Source organism: Streptomyces sp. NPDC055815, from assembly GCF_053616475.1.
The window spans coordinates 1-16,112 of the sequence record NZ_JBSHDU010000127.1; the positions used below are offsets into that span (position 1 = coordinate 1).

Sequence of the window (16,112 nt, forward strand, 5' to 3'; positions counted from 1 at the left end):
GGCCTACCCCGGCGCAGAGCGCCGGATATTGGGTCAATTTGATTCGCGAAGCGAATTCAATTCCCGCCCGATAAACCGCTCGGGGCGGAGTTGCATTCCACGAATTCCGGAAACTCTGGTATAATTGAAGCATGCATCAAGGTTTGATGCAGGAAAAGGAGGGCGCCCTATGCCCAAGTTACGAGTAAATTCAGGAGAGAGTAATGGAAATCGGTGTTGCCATTCTAGTGGTTAAGGGAATTACGGCGCTGGCGGGTTTGGTGGTGGGTTCCCATAAGGCGTACAGGTACTTTAGATTCGAGAGGGGTGGTAAGTAGCCGCAGGTCAGAGCCCTGCGAGGGGTCTTTTTTGTCTGCTTGAGCCTTTTTTGAAAACAGAGAGGGCCCCTTCCCGTATTCGGGGAGGGGCCCTCTCTTGTGCTTTATCGGATGCGGCGGAGGAGGGCTTTGTGGGTGGGGTCGTGTTCGCGGGCGAGGCGGGTGAGCTCGCGGAATACCTCGGCCTTGTCGAGTTGGCGGCGGCCGGCCTCTTCGCGGAGGGTCAGGATCCAGAGGTCGATTTCGGCGGCCTCTTCGGGGTCGAACCTGATGGTGGTGGGGATGGCGTCGGCGGCGGCGGGCGGTGCTGAGCGCCCGCCGCGGCTGCGTCCGGGCTTGGTCTTCGGAGTGCTGCGAGGAGGCTCCTCGAAGAGGGTGTCGTCCTGCTGCTTCTCCTCGGCGGCGTGGTCGCCGACCTTGAGCGGGGCGACGTTCACGCGCAGGGTGGCGGCTTGGCCGAGGGGGGACGTGCCGGGGGGGATGGGGCGGTCGCGTCGGCTGGTCATGCGGTGGCCTCCACGAGGCGTCGGGCGAGGATCTCGTAGACGGCGCGGATTTCGTGGCTGCCGCCTACCTCTGTGAGGGGCTGGGCGTATTCGTCGGCGGTCATGAGGTACGAGCGGCGGGGGACGGCGTCCCAGAGCTTGTCGCCGCAGAGGGCGCGGGCGTTGGAGAGCTGGCCGACGTGTCCGGAGAGGCGGCCGTCGTAGAGGCTGGGGATGTAGCCGATGACGTCGAGGTCTTCGTTGGCGAGGTCTTCGCCGGAGCTGGCGATGAAGTCCCTGTACCTGACGGCGGCCTCAAGGCTGTCGTACTCGGGCTCGAAGGCAATGAGGACGTGGTCGACTGCGGCGAGGCCCATCTGGGTGAGGTGGCCGAGGGAGGGCTGGAGGTCCAGGAGGAGGAAGTCGAGGTGGTCGTCGGCGCCCTTGAGAGCGCGGACGAGCCGTCGCCAGGCGCCCTTGTGTGCGCCCTCGGCGTCGCGGTCCTGGAGGGTGAAGCGGGCGGGGATCAGCTGGATGCGTTCGGCGTATTCGGCGTTCCAGCCGATCGGCTGCCAGAGGCCGGCGGCGATGCCGTCGCGGAGGTTGTCCGCGTGGAGGGCGTCGCCGATGGTCGGGGTGGAGAGGTCGTCCTTCCACCCGAGGCGGCGGGACGCGTTGGCCTGGGGGTCCATCTCGCTCACGCCGACGCTGTAGCCGAGGGCGGCGAGGGCTTCGGCGAGGCGGACGGTGTTGGTCGACTTTCCGACCCCGCCCTTGTTGTTGCCGATCGCGATCCGTCGCGCTCGTCGGCGTGTGCTCATGAACTTCCTCCTGGTGGGGTGTGACCAGAGTAGTGGTGTCGTGACGTCACGACGTCGCGGCCCCACGGGGTCACTCACCACGGACTTACCACGGGGCTCACCAGGGTCTGCGGGGCGCCGTGGTAAGTGGGCGGTTGAGGAGGCTGGTTCACTTCCGTTCGGGGAACTGAACCACGGGCCCAGAACTGAACCAGGAGGTGGTCAGTCGGCGGTCCATCCGTCTTCACGCCGTCGGATCTGGCCGCCGGGGAACCGCAAGGTGCCGGTCACTGTGCCGAGGCCGAGGGCCTCGATCTGGTTGAGCGTCTCGGCGGCCTGGGTGGCGAGGGCGAGGGCTTGGGCCTCTCGCTCGTGCAGTTCGTCGGGGGTACCGGTGAACATGGTGGTCCGCTTACTTCTGCTGCTCGCGGCGGTCGAGTTCGTCGAGGCCGGCGTTGATGCCGTCGGTGTGCAGGAGCTCGACGAGGTTCCGGATGTAGGGCGGGCTCATGGGGTCGTTCTCGATCTGCCGGGCGAGGGTGGCGGCAGCCTGGATGGCGCCGCGGATCTGGTCGTCGGTGCGGGGGTCCGTGGCCATGATGGGGTCCTTTCCGGTGGGGTGGGCGGGTAACCGCGGGTCGGGTGGCGGTGCTCAGGACTCGTGCGGGTAGTTGCCGGTCCTGGCCCAGCGCTCCCATTCGGTCTGCTCGGCCGGGGGCAGGGTGTTCTTCTGGCGTCGGCTCGCGACGGTGGTGCGAGAGAGTCGGAGGGCGGCGGCGATCTCGGCGTGGCTGGAGTCGGGGATCTCCCGCAGGGCGGCGTCGCGGATGCCGTCGAGTTGGCGGATGAGTCGGGAGGTGTCAGTCAGGACCGGCCACCACTCCTCGCGGGTCTGTCCGCGGCGGAGGTCGGTGGTCGCCCACAGGGCCCGGCCGAGGCTGGCCATGAGGGCGTCGGTGTCCTCGCCGAGCATCTCGGTCTCGATGGCGGTGAGCTTGAGGCTGACGATCCGGCCGCCGTCTCCGGTGGGCTGACTGGTCATCTCCATGGGAGTCCTCCTCCTGTGTGTACGAACTTCGTACACCAAGAACTGTACGTACTTCGTACAGTGGGGTCAAGGGAGGATGAGGGCTTACCGCGGGGCTCACCATGCTCTGAGGCCGGGGGCTTGCCCAAGGGGCTTGCCCACCACGGTCGGTGGCCGGATGCTCGGCCACGATGGCGGTGTCACGAGCGGAGCGAGAGTACGGCGGCCGGCCACATCGCGGCAGCAGAGGCTCCCCCTCGGCCCCGGCCGGGCGGTGCGGTCGCCTCACGCTCGCGCGGTGCTGACGGCGGGGGTACGGCGCCCAGCCCCGTACGCGCGGTGCAGCGGCCGACCCCGCGCCCGCCGACGCCACCCCTCCTGCCGCTAGCCGCTTTTGCTCCGTGCCACCGGCCCGCACTCGCCGAGCAAGGTGGCCACGGAGGATTACGGACCTTGGGCGCCCCCGAGATGAGAGCAAGGCTTGCCGGGCACTGGGCAAGCCCCCGTAGGTGCGGGGCAAGCCGCTTACCACCGATGGCCTCACAACCTCTCAGGTGACGTCTTGACCTGGGAATTGGACCTGAGAGCCTCTCAGCCCCAGACCCGTGGTGAGGCTGCTGGAAGCAGACTTTGTGGCGTCATGCTGCCGTGGCGTCATGACGCCACAAGAGAGGGCCCGCACGGTGTGGTGCGGGCCCCCTCTTGTGCGGGCTCAGTAGCCGATGTGGCGGATGGTCGACCCCTCGGCGTCGAGGAGAGCGCCTACGGTCTCGTCGTACGCGTCGGCGACCAGTTCGGCCGCGCGGGTCAGGTTGCCTGCCTCCATGGCGAGGATGAATTCCTTGACGTCCTCACCGGTCAGGACGCCTTGCATGATGCCGTCCCACAGGGTCTTGGAGATCTTCCAGACGCCGTCGGCGCTGACGCCGAGGGAGGCGGGGAACTGCCGCTCCTCTTCCTCTTCTTCCTCGCCGCCGACCTCGGCCGGTCCGAACAGCTCGCCCTGTTCGCCTTCCGGGACCGGAGCCTCGGCGGCGGGGGGTGCGGGAGGAGGAGTCGGAGGGGCCGGGGGCGCGGGCGGAGCCTCCGGCGGGGCGGGCGGGGCTTCGGCCGGCTTCTTCTTCCTGCCGAAGATGCGGCCGAGCAGACCGGGCTTCTTCTCCCTGGCGGGGGGCGTCGGCTCCGGAGCCGGTGCCGGGGTCGGAGTCGGCTCCGGCGAGGGCTCGGGGGCAGCGCCCTCTTCCTTCTTCCGGCCGAGTCCGAACTTCCACCACTTGGCCATGGGTCACTCCCCCTTGCTGTCGAGGTAGGCGTCGAGCGCATGGTGAGCGCTCTTCCCGCCCTGGATGGCGTCGAGCAACTCGGACAGCGGGGCGGAGCCCTCGTGGGTCCACTCGCGTCCGCCGGAGCCGAGGGTCATGAGGGCGGGCTTGGCCAGGGCGGGGTCGGTCTCGTTGCTGACGTAGGTGACGGCGTCGACCGTGACGGCGACGGGGAAGTGTCCGGCGGCGGCGAACTTGATGAGGTTGCGGTACAGGTTCGCGGTGCCGTGGTCCATGATCAGGCGAGCCCAGTCGGGCCGGTAGTAGATGTCGGCCGCGTACGCGGCGCCGGTGGCGTGGTCGGTCAGAGGACCGGAGGTGCGGGCCAGGTAGCCGCGGAACGACTGGTACGCGCGCCCGTTGATCTGCTTGGCCCACTTCGCGCCGGGGTGCCCCTCCTCGATCGCCTTGACGATCCGCATCCGGCTGGTGCGGACCCGGTCGTACATGCTCTCCAGGGCCCGCTTGTGCTCGGGCCAGAACCAGGCTTCCAGGAACTCGGGCTGCCAGTCCGGGTAGATGTCCAGCAGCAGGTTCATGCTGGGGGTGCTGATCCAGTACCCGCCGTTCTCGGCCTCCTGGAACTTCAGCTCGGGCAGGCCGGCGGGCCCGTGTCCGGGGACCTCGGCGACACGCCAGGTGCCGGGTAGCTTCTTGTCGTAGGTGATGGTGCCGCTGGTGAGGTGGACGGGCTCGCCGATCCCCAGTTCCACGTTGGAGAACGCGCCGAGCCACGCGGCCGACTTGTCGAACCGGTGCACGGCCGCGCGGGTGGCCTCCTCCTCGGTCAGCGTCCGGTGCCACCGCTGAGGGACCATCAGCCCCCGGTGGTTCAGAAACGGCGTGACCTCCCGCCGACGCACGGCCTCGCAGACGACGTCGGTGCGACCCCGCCCGCCGGCGAAGTCCTCGCCGGTCCTGTTCACCGACAGATAGAACGGCGTGATCTTCGGGTAGTCGGCCGGTCCGTGGACGGTGGACAGGGTCCACACCATGAGCGCGTCGAGCATGTCCTCGGGGGTGGCAGGTCCGCCGAACCCGCCGCGTCCGTCGAGGCCGCCGTCCTTGTCGTAGCGGGTGTCGTACAGAGGCAGTGCGACCGACAGCCGCTTCGCGTTCTCTCCGTGGCCACAGATGAGGGTGAGCCAGGAGGCCAGTCCCGCCGGGGCCATGGAGGTGACGAGGCCGGTCCCGGAGGGGGTGGCCCAGGGGTGGGCGACGGGTGCCTGCGGTCCGATGAGACCGGCGGGGGTTTCCTCGTCGCTCTCGTCCTTGCCGACGAGGGGCAGTTCGCGCCGCTCGTCGCAGGTGGGCAGTCCCATGGCGGCGGCGCCCGTGGCGTGGACCCACAGCGTCTTGAGCCCGTACGCGTGCATCAGCTCGGGGACGTCGTCCACGCAGGACGGCATCGCCACGGTGACGGGCGACTGGTTCGGCAGGTGCAGCACGTGGTCGCCGAGGACGCCGAACGCCATGCCGCTGACGGTCCGGCCCTTGGCCCGGGTCTCCAGCTCGAACCACGCGCGGTCGAACGAAGGCTCCCCTGGCTGGTGCATCCGGGCTGCGGGGTACACGGCGGTGGGCACGATGGCCGGCGGGTGAGTCGGCATCGGCGGAACGTTCGTGACGTCATGAGCCCGCGACGCCGTGAGCTCTCCAGCAAACCCTGCTTCGGGGGTGGTTCCGGGGGTGGGTTCCGACTCCTTAGAGAAGTCGAAGAGCGAAAGGGTGGGTCTGGTGGGTCCGGTGGGTCCGCCGCAGGTCAGAGGCTTGATTTCCGGACCCACCCCGGTGGGTCCGGGGTGGGTCCCGGGGGTGGGTCCGCTCGGGAACTCGGTGGGTTCGGGGTCGTCCGGGGAGAACAGATCGCCCGCCTTGCGGGTGTCGAAGCAGTGCATCCGGCGAGGCATGTTCGGGAACTCAGCACGCAGACTCTTCGGCGTCTGACGCTGTGCGTGCTTCCCGTCTCCACGAACGTGCACCTTGAGGTCGGCCAGGCTTCGGAGGGCGGCGGTGAGGTTGTCGATCCCGGCCTGGGCGCCGGCGTCTCGTACGACAGGGTCGATGACCCACCACTCACCTTCGGCGGACCGGTGGAAGCCGCGGACCTTGCGGAAGCCCTCCTCGGCGATCGAGCCGAGCTTGTCCATCTCGGGGTACGCGGACGCCTCGATCCGCAGGGCGTCGAGCGCGGCCCAGAGCTTTTCGTGGTCGGGAACGTTCGACTCGGCTGCCACGGTGATGGCGTCGGAGAGGCGGGCGGCGGCTTCCTTCTCGGCGGCTTTGCCGATCTCGGGTACGCCGATGGCTTCGCCGAGCATGTAGGCACCGACGACCCAGACCATGTGGAGTTCGGCGATGGTCGCGGCGATGCCGCCACCAGCGGGGCGGTGCTTCGCGCACAGTTCAAGGTGGAGTTTCTTGATCTGGCCGAGGTTCTCCACGCGGAACATGCCCTTGCGGATCGCCCACTCCAGGGGCCACCCGCCGTACGACTTCGCGAGTCGCTTGAGTCGCTTCGAGACGTGCTCCGCTCCGGGGTGACCCTCGGGTGCCGGCGACCCGTCGGGCAACAGCATCCTGTCGGGGAAGAACGGCGCCTTGAACTCCTGGAGCCTGGAGGCCAGGTCCTCTGTCTGCCCCTCATGCTTCAAGGGTTCGTTGGAGGAGGAGACCGCGCAGGAGAGCCAGAAGCCGTCCGACTCGCGGGGGGCTCCGTCGGCGGTACCCATCGAGCGGATCGCTCCGGCGACCATCTGGGAGATCTCCCGAGAGGACTCCTGGATCCTCCGGCCGGAGGAGCTGTGCTCGTCCAGGCACAGGGGCAGGAAGCCACGCTGCCGGAGGGACTGGGTGATGCCCTGCTTCGACGCGTTCCACGTGATCATCAGTTGCTGGCGGCGGGGCTTGATGTCCCCGAACGATCCCGCGCAGATCGTCAGCACCGTGGACTTGCCCTGCTGGCCGGGCCCGAAGACGTTGACCATGTGCGCGAGGACGTCGAGGGAGTCGAGCACCGGACCGGCGAACATGGCGCCCTGGACCAGCGCGCTCTTGCCGCACTCGGAGGTCCAGTAGCCGATCTCGTCCCAGGCTTCGGCCGCGTCCTTCTCCTCGCCGCGCAGGGTGCGGTAGCCGAGGGATTGGGCGTTGGCGTCCGGGAAGATCAGGTCTCCGGCGTCGTTGTAGAACGTGCGGGCCGGGACCTCGGGGGCCTTGTCGCCCTCCTCGCGCATGATCCTGGCGAATGCGTGCTTCTCGTCGTTGCCTGTCGGCCGGCGCTGCCCGCACTTCGCCGCCCACGTACCGCGGTCGAGTTCGTCCTCGGTGAGGATGCGGGGGTTTCGCTGCCGCTTGCCCCGGGCGAGGAACTCGGTGCGGATGTACTCGCCGTCATCCGTGTAGTGCGCGATCGTCGCCTGGATCTCGGGGACGTATCCGATCACCGTTGGAGCCTCGTCGATGGTCGGCTGGTGCAGGATCGCGCGAGTGCTCTCCTGGTAGTACCAGCCCCTCTTCATACCAGCGATCGACCGGCAGCCGGGCGGGACGCCATCGCGTCCCAGGGCCCGAACGTTGCCCCCGCGTTGCCGCTCCTGCGACTGGGCGGGGATCTCGGTGGAGGTGCTCACAGAGTCCTTTCTGCGGCCCACCGCCCGAGCGTGACGTCACGACGTCAGCAGAGGTGGGGGAGAAATCTCCCCACCTCTGCCTTACACTCGGCAGCAGACCTATGGCTGGTCGCCGCGAGCCCCTCCCCGGGACTTCGACCTCTTTCAGGCTTCGACCCCTGATTGAGACCCCGGGTTTGGGGCTTGCGGCATTTTTACGTTTATGGATCTTGTTCGGTTGTTCCGTGCAGCTTACGCCCGGAAGTGGACGCCTAGAGTTCGGCGACCGCGAGGTTAGCCGAGGGCTGTAGAGCGTGGTCGTTCAGGACCAGAGAACTCTGCCGTTGTCCGAGCCAGCCGGACTTTCTGTGTACGGGGGCGTCGGTCCGTACGTGCTCAAACCCCAGCGATTCGTAGTAACGCTGGAGACCCGTCGCGGTTCGCCAGCAGTCCAGCCGGACCCACTCGCGGCCTTCCAGAGCGGCCAGGCGACAGGCCCAGTCGATGATGAGGCTGCCAATGCCGAGGCCCGCAGCGTCACGACGGACCATCAGCTTGTACAGGTAGAGAGCCCGCTCCGGGTGGTCGGCAGGAGTCCAGAAGTCCATGTCGGCGGGCCCGCGGCTGACGGTGCCGAGGGTGAGGTCCTGGTCCTCGTCTCGGATCAGCCAGGTGCGACCCTCTTCGATCGCCGACTTCCACTTCGAGATCGCGGCGGCGCCGGTTTCTCGGTCGGACCACTGGTCGGATCCCTGGGCGGCGAGCCAGTTCTCAGCTTCGGTGCGGAGCGACATCAGAAGGGTGATGTCGTCGGGGCTCGCGGGCGTGATGGCGTACGGCAAGGTCAGACCTCCAGTTCGTAGACGAGGCGGTGGCGGTCGCCCGGGGCGATGGTCACCATCACGCGCACAGGGCCGGCCTCGCCGTATCCGATGCGGACGTGTTCGGCGACGGGGGTCCCGGGAGGGAGCTGGAGTTGCTCGGACTCCTGGGGAGAGGGCATCCGAATGGAGATCTCGTCCCTGACGTGCCGCTGGGGGTGCCCGATTGCGGCGAGGATCCCGCCCGGCAGGGAGACGTCCCCCTCCGCCAGGAGCGGGGTGCCCTCCGCGATGCTCATGGGGAAGGACGAGGTCGCCAGTTGGTAGGGCTGCCCGTCGACCGTGCGGAGCCTGATCCGCTGGACGATCTCGGTGCCGACTGGCACCTGCAGCCATGCAGATACCTGGGGGTCGGCTTCCTCCAGGTGAACCGTGACGTGCTGCTCCGGGTCGCGGCCAGCGTCCCGGATAGCGGTGCTCCAGTCATCCCCGGCCGCTGAGTCGCGCCTCTGTCCCCGCTCGAAGCGGGTCAGGTTCCACACGATCGGCCTGTTTGCGCGGACTCGCCGGCGGCCGCCCTGCTCTCCGATGACAAGTCCCTCGCCCTTGAGGACGTCGATGCCCGCGCCCACCGTCTTGAGGGTGACCCCGTAGTGCTCAGCCAGTTCACGGCTGGTGGGGAGGACATCGCCGGGCCGGAGTGCTCCGCCCTTGATCTGCGTGCGCAGATCGTCAGCGATTGTCTTGGCCGTCATGCGGCGAGGGGTCGGTGTCGTCATGAGTGGCAGAGTACACGGATCTTGAAGTTGAGTACATAACTCTCCGTCAGAATTCGTATGGCAACGCGCAGTTGAGTACTCAAGACTTGACGCTGGATCACCTAAGCCCTTACGGTCTGTCTTGTCGCCGCAACTTGGGTACTCAACTCCCAGGCTGTAGCACGCAAGCGGCCCCAGTTCGGCATCTCACCTCCGAACTGGGGCCTAGACCGAACCCTGTCTGATTTGCGCAGAAGGGAGCGATCCTCCATGGATCGTATCGAGTCCATCCGGGTGCCGCAGATGGCGGCCGCCACCGTTTTCATGGCCGGCCCCGAGGGCCTCGCCATCATCGACACCATCGCGGTCGAGCGGGCCGTCACCGGCCGCCGCGGCCGTACCCGCCTGACCAAGGACGAGTCCCGCTACGCGGCGAGCCTTCTCCTGGACGCGGGCCTCGGCCACATCACCGTCGGCCCGATGGTCGGCGTCGACCCCCGCACCATCAAGGCCTGGTTCCCCGAGCGGACGAAGAGCACTCGCCTCTCCGACCCGGTCCGGTGCGGCACCCGCCGCGGCTACCGGGCCCACCTCAAGCGGGGCGAGAGCTGCAAGGTCTGCCGCGAGGCCAACTCCCGCGCGGACGCCGAGTACCGGCGCCACGGCTCGTACGCGAGCGAGTCGGCGGTGGCGGCATGAGCAACTACGACCCGGCCACCGAGTCCGCCGCCGCGTACCACCTGGCCCAGGCCGCCCAGGCCGCCGCCGACGCCGAGGCCGCCCGCCAGGCCGCCGAAGCGATCCGTGCCCAGCAGGCCGCCCAGCAGACGCAGGGCCGGTGATCAGCGTGGGTCTCTTCCGCCGCAGCGAGTCCGCCAGCGACGACTCCGCCCGCACGAACCGGCTCCTGGACTCCCTGGAGTCCGCGTACACCGCCCGCACGGGCGACTGCACCGCGATCCCGCTCGACACCTTCGAGGAGACCGTCCTCTTCGGCGTTGCCGGTGACCCCGCCCAGACCTACCCGCCCGCCGGCCACAGCTACCCGAAGAAGGGCTGACCCATGGCGAACACCCGCAAGTACGACCAGGCGATCCGTACGGCCGAGGCCAAGCTCCAGGCCGTCCAGCGCCGTGAGTCGTGGGCTCTCCCGGCCAGGGACCAGGCGAGCCTGGCCCGTCACTCGGCCGCCGTGTTCACCAAGGCCCTCAAGCTCAAGTCCTCCTCGCGAGCCGAGGCCGCGATCAAGGCGATCTGGGAGAACGCCGCCCAGGAGCTCCAGGCCGAGATCACGGCGATGGAGACCGAGAAGGCCCGGGTCGTCGCCGAGGCTGCCAAGGCCAAGGCCGAGCGCAAGTCCCAGGGCTGGTGGTGACCGTGAAGACGCTGCTCGCCTGGCCCCTGGTCTGGATCCTCACCCGCACCGAGGCCCTGATCGTCTTCACCACCGTCCTCCTGGTGGCGCTGCCGACCGCCCAGTCCCTCCTCGGCCTCGGCCTCACCTCCACCGCCGCGATCCTCTCCGCCCTCCCCGTCGCCATCGCCGCTGCCCTCGGTGCCGGCCTCTGGTGGGTCTCCCCCGGCCGTGGCCGCCGCTCCTGCCGCGACGCCGCCTTCGAGGCCGCCGACCGGCTCGCCGACTGGGCCGGATGGATCACTGTCTACACCGACGAATCCTGACCTTGTCCCCCCTCTGGTGGTGTCGTGACGCCACGAACCCACGACACCACCACAACCGCCAGAACAGCCAAGGGAGGTGCCCAGTGAGCAAGTTCTACGACCCGGACGGCAAGATCTACGGCCTGCCCACCTACCCCAAGTTCCTGGCCCCCGAGGGCCTGGCCACCCGCCGTCAGCTCCGCGCACGAGGGCTCCGCCCCGCCGGACAGCCGGTCGCCGCCCAGATCCTCTGGCACGGCCGCCGCACCCCCGGCACCTACACCCGCCCCGTCCGCGCCGCCTACCTCTACTTCATCGCCCTCGCCGCCCCGGTCCGCCCCATGACCCCCGGCCTCTGGCGAGCCCACGACGCCATGATGCGCGCCCGCCGCACCTGCCCCGCCTGCCGCGTCGACCGCGGCTACGTCATCCCGACGTCGCTCGGCACGTGCCCGGACTGCGCCTACACCGCCGCCCTCGCGGCCTGAGAGGACCGACCCGTGAACGACATGCAGCCGTACACCCCGACCCCCCTCCCCGCCGCGATCCCGCCCGGCATGACCGTCGCGTACACCCCGCAGGGGCAGCCGGTCTACATCCCCACCCAGGGCCAGCCCCCGGTCATCGTCCAGATGCCCACCCAGCCCATCCCGCCGTGGCTCCGCAACGGCCTCCTCGTCGCGGTCGGCCTGGTCATCCTCTGCACCCCCGCCACCGTGCTCCTCGTCGTCGCCGCCCCCGCGGTCGCGGCCATGGGCCAGGCCGTGGCCTATGGAGGCATCGGCATCGGCGTCGGCGTCATCGGCGTCGCCGCCGGGATCAAGGCCCTCCGCGAGACGCCGAAGCAGCCGAAGACCCAGGGCGCCGGCCTCCTCGGCCTCAAGAAGACGGCGAAGTAGAGCCCCCTCATGGCGTCACGCCGTCACGACGCCGTGACGCCACCAAAGACCTGAAAGGCCAGCTCAGTGAAGAACCCGCTCAGCAAGATGCAGAAGACCCTCCTCATCGCCACCATCCTCCCGATGCTCGCCATCGGCGTCCTCGGCGGCATCGGCACCTACAGCAACCTGTCCGCCCGGTACGGCTCCGAGACCGCCCTCGGCGCCCTCGGAGCGGGTGAAGGCGCCACCGCGATCCTCGCCCTGGTCCTCCTCGTCACCACGCTCTTCTCCCGCCCGGCCCCGCGGATCGTCCGCGCCGGCCTCTGGGCCCTGCCCGGCGCCGCCGCCGTCATGGGCGCCACCGCCGCCGAGGGCCTCGGCCAGACGATCGTTTACGCCCTGACCCCGATGGCGATCACGGCCGCCGCCGAGGCCCTCGCTTACCTCGCCCGGATCGTCGTCATCCACCAGGACGGCCGCGACGTCGAGGCGGAGGCCCGCGCCGCCGCCGTCATCCGTGACCTCGCCTACCACCAGGCCCGCGCCGCCGCCCACCCCTCCGAGCGGGCCCGCAAGGCGTCCGTCCGCAAGTCCTGGCGCCTCGCCCGGATGGTCGGCGAGGGCGACACCGCCCTCGGCGCCGACCTCCTGGACGTCCAGCGCAACCGGCTCTCCGCGTCCGCCGACGTCGCCCTGGAGCGGATGTTCACCCCGGGCATGTCCGCCCCCGCCCCGGCGCTCCTCGCCGCGACCGCAGACGAGGTCCCAGCCCTCCTTCCCCCCGCTGGTGACGCCACGACGCCACGAGCCCACGAGTCCACCATCCGCGAGGGTGCGAACGGATATCCGGCCGTAACCGGCTCTGACCAGCAGGAAGAGACCGAGAACATCCGCCCGTCGCTCGCGCTCGTCCGCACCGAGAAAGCCAAGAAGCCGAGCATCGCCGCCGACGTCCGCCGCATGGCCGAGGACGGCGTCAAGGACGTCCAGCACGTCCTCGCCGCCATCGCCACTCGCCACGGCCGCGACGCCGACGACAAGACCTTCCAGCAGACCGTCACCCGCTACTGGCGCGAGGCCAAGGCCGCTCCCGCCGCCGAAGCGGACACCGACACCAAGGTCTCCGGCCCCTACCTCTAACCCCCCTCCGCCCGGTCGGCACCCGCTGACCGGGCCCCCGGAAGGACACCGCTCATGCCCGAGGCCAACTACGCCGAACTCACCGCCGCCGCCCTCGTCCGCCTCAGCCGGGCCCGGAGCCTCACGGACGCCTCCACCACCGCCAACGACCCCGACCGCACCCTCGGCCGCGCCCGACTCCACGTCGAGATCGCCAGCGTCTACGCCCAGCTCGCCCACAACGCGCTCCTCGCCGAACCGAGCAAGGACGACGGCTTCGACGGACCGCGCGGCGGCCCGCTCCCGCCCTTCTAGCCGACGCGCAGAAAGTCCCGGCGAAGCGTCACACCGCCGCCGGATTCCGCACCTGTAGCAAGAGACCGAGGTCATCCGCCCGGCAGGCCACTCCTGCCAGAGACACACCTGCCGGGCGGCGGGCCCTCCTCCATACAAGGGGACCCTCGATGCACAGCATGACCGCCGCAGCCGCGGCCAACCCCCAGGCGCCGGCACCGCCGCCCAGCACCGCCCCGAACGGAACCTCCGACGCCATCACCGGCATCCTGCGCTGGCTCTCCGAGACCCTCCCCGGCGGCAACCTGACCCTCCTCGGCGCCGTCGTCATCGCCGTCCTCCTGGCCAAGCACAAGGCCAAGGGCGGCATGAGCAACGAGACCGCTCAGACGGCCGACAAGAGCCTCTGGAAGACCATCAAGGGCCTCTGGGCCACCCTGGTCAGCATCGTCAAGGTCCCGTGGACCGTGCTCCGCTTCTACGGCGGCTACGAGACCCGAGGACCGGCCCGCTCGACCGCCACCTTCCTCAAGGCCGGCACCCGCACCGACCGCCCGGCCAAGCCCGCCCCCGCCCTCTCCATGGCCACGATCGCCGCCGCCCCGCCCAAGGTCTCCCTGGTCAAGAAGGGGCAGCCCCGCCCCTGGGCCCGCACCACGGCCGCCTGGATCGCCTCCTACAAGGGCAAGGGCTCCCGCGCGCTCGACAAGGCCCTGCGCGCCGTCCTGGGAGCCGTACGCCTCGCCCGCCGCGTCCAGGGCTGGGCCAAGGCCGTCGCCCGCGTCGTACGGGCCGTCTACGGCGCCGTCGCCCCCGTCGTCACCACCCTCGCCCGCGCCGCCACCTCCTGGCACTGCTGGCCGTATGCCGCCCGCGGAGCGGCCCGCCTCGCCGCCACCGCCGCCGCCCTCGGCCTCCTCGTCCCCGCCTGGCGCACCACCACCCTCGTCCTCCTGGCCCTCGGCCTCGTCGCCGCCGTCGCCGTCGCCACCCGCTTCAAGCCCAAGCCCCCCAGCGACGACGCCCTCTATGGCGACAAGGTCTGGACGATCCTGCGCGCCGACCTCGGCCTGCCCGAGGACGAGCCGAGGGAGAACTGGCTGCACCTCCCGTCCCGCCTCGCCGACCCGGGCGCCCGGATCGTCATCCGCCTGCCCTGGACGTTCCGCGGCTCCGAACTGGACCGTCAGAACCTCGGCGCCCTCATCAACACGCGCCTGCCGGGGGAGTGGGTCGGCCGGTTCTCCTTCACCGGCGAGCACGCCACCGCCGTCTACACCCACAAGCCGCCGCCCAAGCCGCCGGCCCCCGAGCCCGAGTGCCCCGAGGGCGTCGACTTCTTCGACCCGGAGATCCAGGCCGCCATCGCCGCGTGCAAGAAGGGCGAGGTCGTCGTCGGCCGCGACCAGTACGGCCAGATCATCGTCAAGGAACTCGGAGACAGCGAGACGCCCCACTGGGCCCTGTCCGTCGGCACCGGCGGAGGAAAGTCAGCCTTCTGCCAGATGGTTATTGCCCAGCTCATCCGCCAGGGTTACTTCATCATCGCCGCCGACGTAAAGCGCGTCAGCGTCGAAAACTACATCGGCGTGCCCGGTGTATTCGTCTACAACGACCCGAAGAATGTGGCCGACATGCGCGCCGCAATTGAGTGGTTCAAGGACGAGATTGACGCTCGCGCCGCGTGGGTGGAATCCGAGCGAAACGCCGAATTCCCGGGCATGCTCCTTGTTATCGAAGAGTCCAACGAATTCGCCGACATCTCCAAGGACTGGTGGGACGACAACCGCAAGACGAGCAAGGACGAATTCGGTCCCGCCGACCGCGCCGCCGACCCCATTTGGGGCACGGTCGCTTCCGGTGCCCGCCTCGGCCGCTTCGTTCACGGAAATATCCTCGCCGTATTTCAGGACCTCCGGGACCAGGCATTGGGCGGAAAGGGCCTCCGGAACCTTTTCCGACTCAAGTTCATGGGAAATTACAACCTGAACCAGTGGAAGAACGTGGTCGGTACCACCCCCGTCCCGGATTCCGTCGACAAGGCGGGCCGAATGATGGTCGTGGAAGGAAACTCCCAGTACTGGATCCAGACCTGCTTCGCCGAGCCCAGGGACCTGCGGGCCTGGGCCATCGAGCAGCGCAAGGCGACCGGCTTCGACCCCGCCGCCGGCCTCTTCGGCACCCCGCCCACCCCCTCCCCGAAGCGCCTCCCGCGGCTCCTGGAGCGCCTGTCACGCGACAAGCTGCCCAAGGACCTCAAGGGGGCCCTGGAGGGGGGTCTGGAGAACGAAACCGCAGGTCGCGGTGTCACGCTGGGGGGTGGCGGGACAGGGGGCGTGACAGCCCCGCGTGACAGGTTCCGCCTGATCCCCGGCCAGGGCGGCGAGGAGGCCCTGGAGACCCCCCAGGCCGACCCCACGGCGCCCCCGGAGCTCCTCCCGCTCTCCGAGATCGCCCGCCGCCTGGAGGACGACCCGGCAGTGCCGGCCGACGGAACCATGCGCAAGCACAAGCAGCGCCGCGACGACTTCCCGCGCGGCATCGAGAAGAACGGAAAGGAGCTGTACACGGTCTCCCAGATTCAGGCGTACTACCAGCCGAAGGAGAATGTAGCCCCCTGACCAGGGGAAACGCCGCATCGACCACCGTAGACCCCCTCTTCGGAGGGGGTCTACTTGCATGCCGAAGCCCATTCTGATACCTTTCTGGGAATTCGAAATTCCCTGCCGAGAGGAATTGGAAATGCAGGAAGAAATCGCATGCGAAAACTGCGGAGAAATGTGCGGAGATCCGGATTGCGGAAAGTGTCATGAGTGTGGCGAGGAATTCGAGGAGGATTATTCGAATTGGCCGGAGCCGTGTCTGAAATGCCGAATTCGGCGACATCGAGAAGAATCCAGGGAACCTCTTCCTTTCGACATCTGAAAGGCTCTGAGCGCGAAGCGCGAAGAATTCGGATTCAAATTCTCCCGCGCGCCGATAAGCGCGCGGGAAACCTGTTCAGGAATGCGCAAAGCG

Annotated in this window: 19 protein-coding genes; 10 read left to right on the forward strand and 9 right to left on the reverse strand. The window is 69.1% G+C overall.

Annotation, left to right across the window (positions count from 1 at the left end; all coding sequences use genetic code 11):
- Window positions 1-421: 421 nt before the first annotated feature.
- From ACWGN5_RS40155 to ACWGN5_RS40195, 9 genes are all read right to left on the reverse strand, one after another.
- Window positions 422-823: a hypothetical protein gene (locus ACWGN5_RS40155; RefSeq protein WP_453523464.1), complete on the reverse strand. Its 402-nt coding sequence runs from the start codon at window positions 821-823 to the stop codon at window positions 422-424.
- Window positions 820-1,623, reverse strand: a complete 804-nt coding sequence (locus ACWGN5_RS40160) for a ParA family protein (RefSeq protein WP_453523466.1) — start codon at window positions 1,621-1,623, stop codon at window positions 820-822. Before ACWGN5_RS40160 ends, ACWGN5_RS40155 begins: the two co-directional genes overlap by 4 nt.
- 201 nt (window positions 1,624-1,824) lie before the next feature.
- Entirely contained in the window at window positions 1,825-2,004 is a 180-nt protein-coding gene (locus ACWGN5_RS40165; protein WP_453523469.1) for a hypothetical protein, read from the reverse strand.
- Between the two features lie 10 nt (window positions 2,005-2,014).
- On the reverse strand, window positions 2,015-2,200 hold the full coding sequence (locus ACWGN5_RS40170) for a hypothetical protein (protein ID WP_453523471.1): 186 nt from the start codon (window positions 2,198-2,200) through the stop codon (window positions 2,015-2,017).
- 54 nt (window positions 2,201-2,254) lie between these two features.
- Entirely contained in the window at window positions 2,255-2,650 is a 396-nt protein-coding gene (locus ACWGN5_RS40175; RefSeq protein WP_453523474.1) for a hypothetical protein, read from the reverse strand.
- A 691-nt stretch (window positions 2,651-3,341) separates the two neighbouring features.
- The gene (locus tag ACWGN5_RS40180) at window positions 3,342-3,911 is read right to left on the reverse strand and encodes a hypothetical protein (protein WP_453523476.1); all 570 of its coding nucleotides are present in this window, start codon (window positions 3,909-3,911) and stop codon (window positions 3,342-3,344) included.
- A gap of 3 nt (window positions 3,912-3,914) precedes the next feature.
- Complete coding sequence (locus ACWGN5_RS40185; RefSeq protein WP_453523479.1) at window positions 3,915-7,472, reverse strand: DUF927 domain-containing protein; 3,558 nt, start codon at window positions 7,470-7,472, stop codon at window positions 3,915-3,917.
- 362 nt (window positions 7,473-7,834) lie between these two features.
- Window positions 7,835-8,404, reverse strand: coding sequence for a GNAT family N-acetyltransferase (locus ACWGN5_RS40190; protein ID WP_453523482.1), 570 nt, complete (start codon window positions 8,402-8,404; stop codon window positions 7,835-7,837).
- Window positions 8,405-8,406: 2 nt separating this feature from the next.
- Window positions 8,407-9,138, reverse strand: a complete 732-nt coding sequence (locus ACWGN5_RS40195) for a GntR family transcriptional regulator (RefSeq protein WP_453523485.1) — start codon at window positions 9,136-9,138, stop codon at window positions 8,407-8,409.
- 273 nt (window positions 9,139-9,411) lie between these two features.
- Between ACWGN5_RS40195 and ACWGN5_RS40200 the strand changes: the two genes are divergently transcribed.
- The 10 genes from ACWGN5_RS40200 (at window position 9,412) to ACWGN5_RS40245 (ending at window position 15,715) form a co-directional block, all read left to right on the forward strand.
- Window positions 9,412-9,840, forward strand: coding sequence for a hypothetical protein (locus ACWGN5_RS40200; RefSeq protein ID WP_453523488.1), 429 nt, complete (start codon window positions 9,412-9,414; stop codon window positions 9,838-9,840).
- A complete protein-coding gene (locus ACWGN5_RS40205; protein ID WP_453523490.1) occupies window positions 9,837-9,983 on the forward strand; it encodes a hypothetical protein in 147 nt (48 codons plus the stop codon). Before ACWGN5_RS40200 ends, ACWGN5_RS40205 begins: the two co-directional genes overlap by 4 nt.
- On the forward strand, window positions 9,980-10,201 hold the full coding sequence (locus tag ACWGN5_RS40210; RefSeq protein WP_453523492.1) for a hypothetical protein: 222 nt from the start codon (window positions 9,980-9,982) through the stop codon (window positions 10,199-10,201). Before ACWGN5_RS40205 ends, ACWGN5_RS40210 begins: the two co-directional genes overlap by 4 nt.
- 3 nt (window positions 10,202-10,204) lie before the next feature.
- Window positions 10,205-10,516 (forward strand): hypothetical protein, encoded by a 312-nt coding sequence (locus tag ACWGN5_RS40215; RefSeq protein ID WP_453523495.1) that lies wholly within the window; start codon window positions 10,205-10,207, stop codon window positions 10,514-10,516.
- A 2-nt stretch (window positions 10,517-10,518) separates the two neighbouring features.
- Window positions 10,519-10,821 (forward strand): hypothetical protein, encoded by a 303-nt coding sequence (locus tag ACWGN5_RS40220; protein ID WP_453523497.1) that lies wholly within the window; start codon window positions 10,519-10,521, stop codon window positions 10,819-10,821.
- 83 nt (window positions 10,822-10,904) lie between these two features.
- On the forward strand, window positions 10,905-11,288 hold the full coding sequence (locus tag ACWGN5_RS40225; protein WP_453523499.1) for an RRQRL motif-containing zinc-binding protein: 384 nt from the start codon (window positions 10,905-10,907) through the stop codon (window positions 11,286-11,288).
- 12 nt (window positions 11,289-11,300) lie between these two features.
- On the forward strand, window positions 11,301-11,699 hold the full coding sequence (locus ACWGN5_RS40230; RefSeq protein ID WP_453523501.1) for a hypothetical protein: 399 nt from the start codon (window positions 11,301-11,303) through the stop codon (window positions 11,697-11,699).
- A gap of 66 nt (window positions 11,700-11,765) precedes the next feature.
- Entirely contained in the window at window positions 11,766-12,821 is a 1,056-nt protein-coding gene (locus ACWGN5_RS40235; protein WP_453523503.1) for a conjugal transfer protein, read from the forward strand.
- A gap of 54 nt (window positions 12,822-12,875) precedes the next feature.
- On the forward strand, window positions 12,876-13,115 hold the full coding sequence (locus tag ACWGN5_RS40240; RefSeq protein WP_453523506.1) for a hypothetical protein: 240 nt from the start codon (window positions 12,876-12,878) through the stop codon (window positions 13,113-13,115).
- A 158-nt stretch (window positions 13,116-13,273) separates the two neighbouring features.
- Window positions 13,274-15,715 (forward strand): hypothetical protein, encoded by a 2,442-nt coding sequence (locus ACWGN5_RS40245; protein WP_453523508.1) that lies wholly within the window; start codon window positions 13,274-13,276, stop codon window positions 15,713-15,715.
- Window positions 15,716-16,112 lie beyond the last annotated feature (397 nt).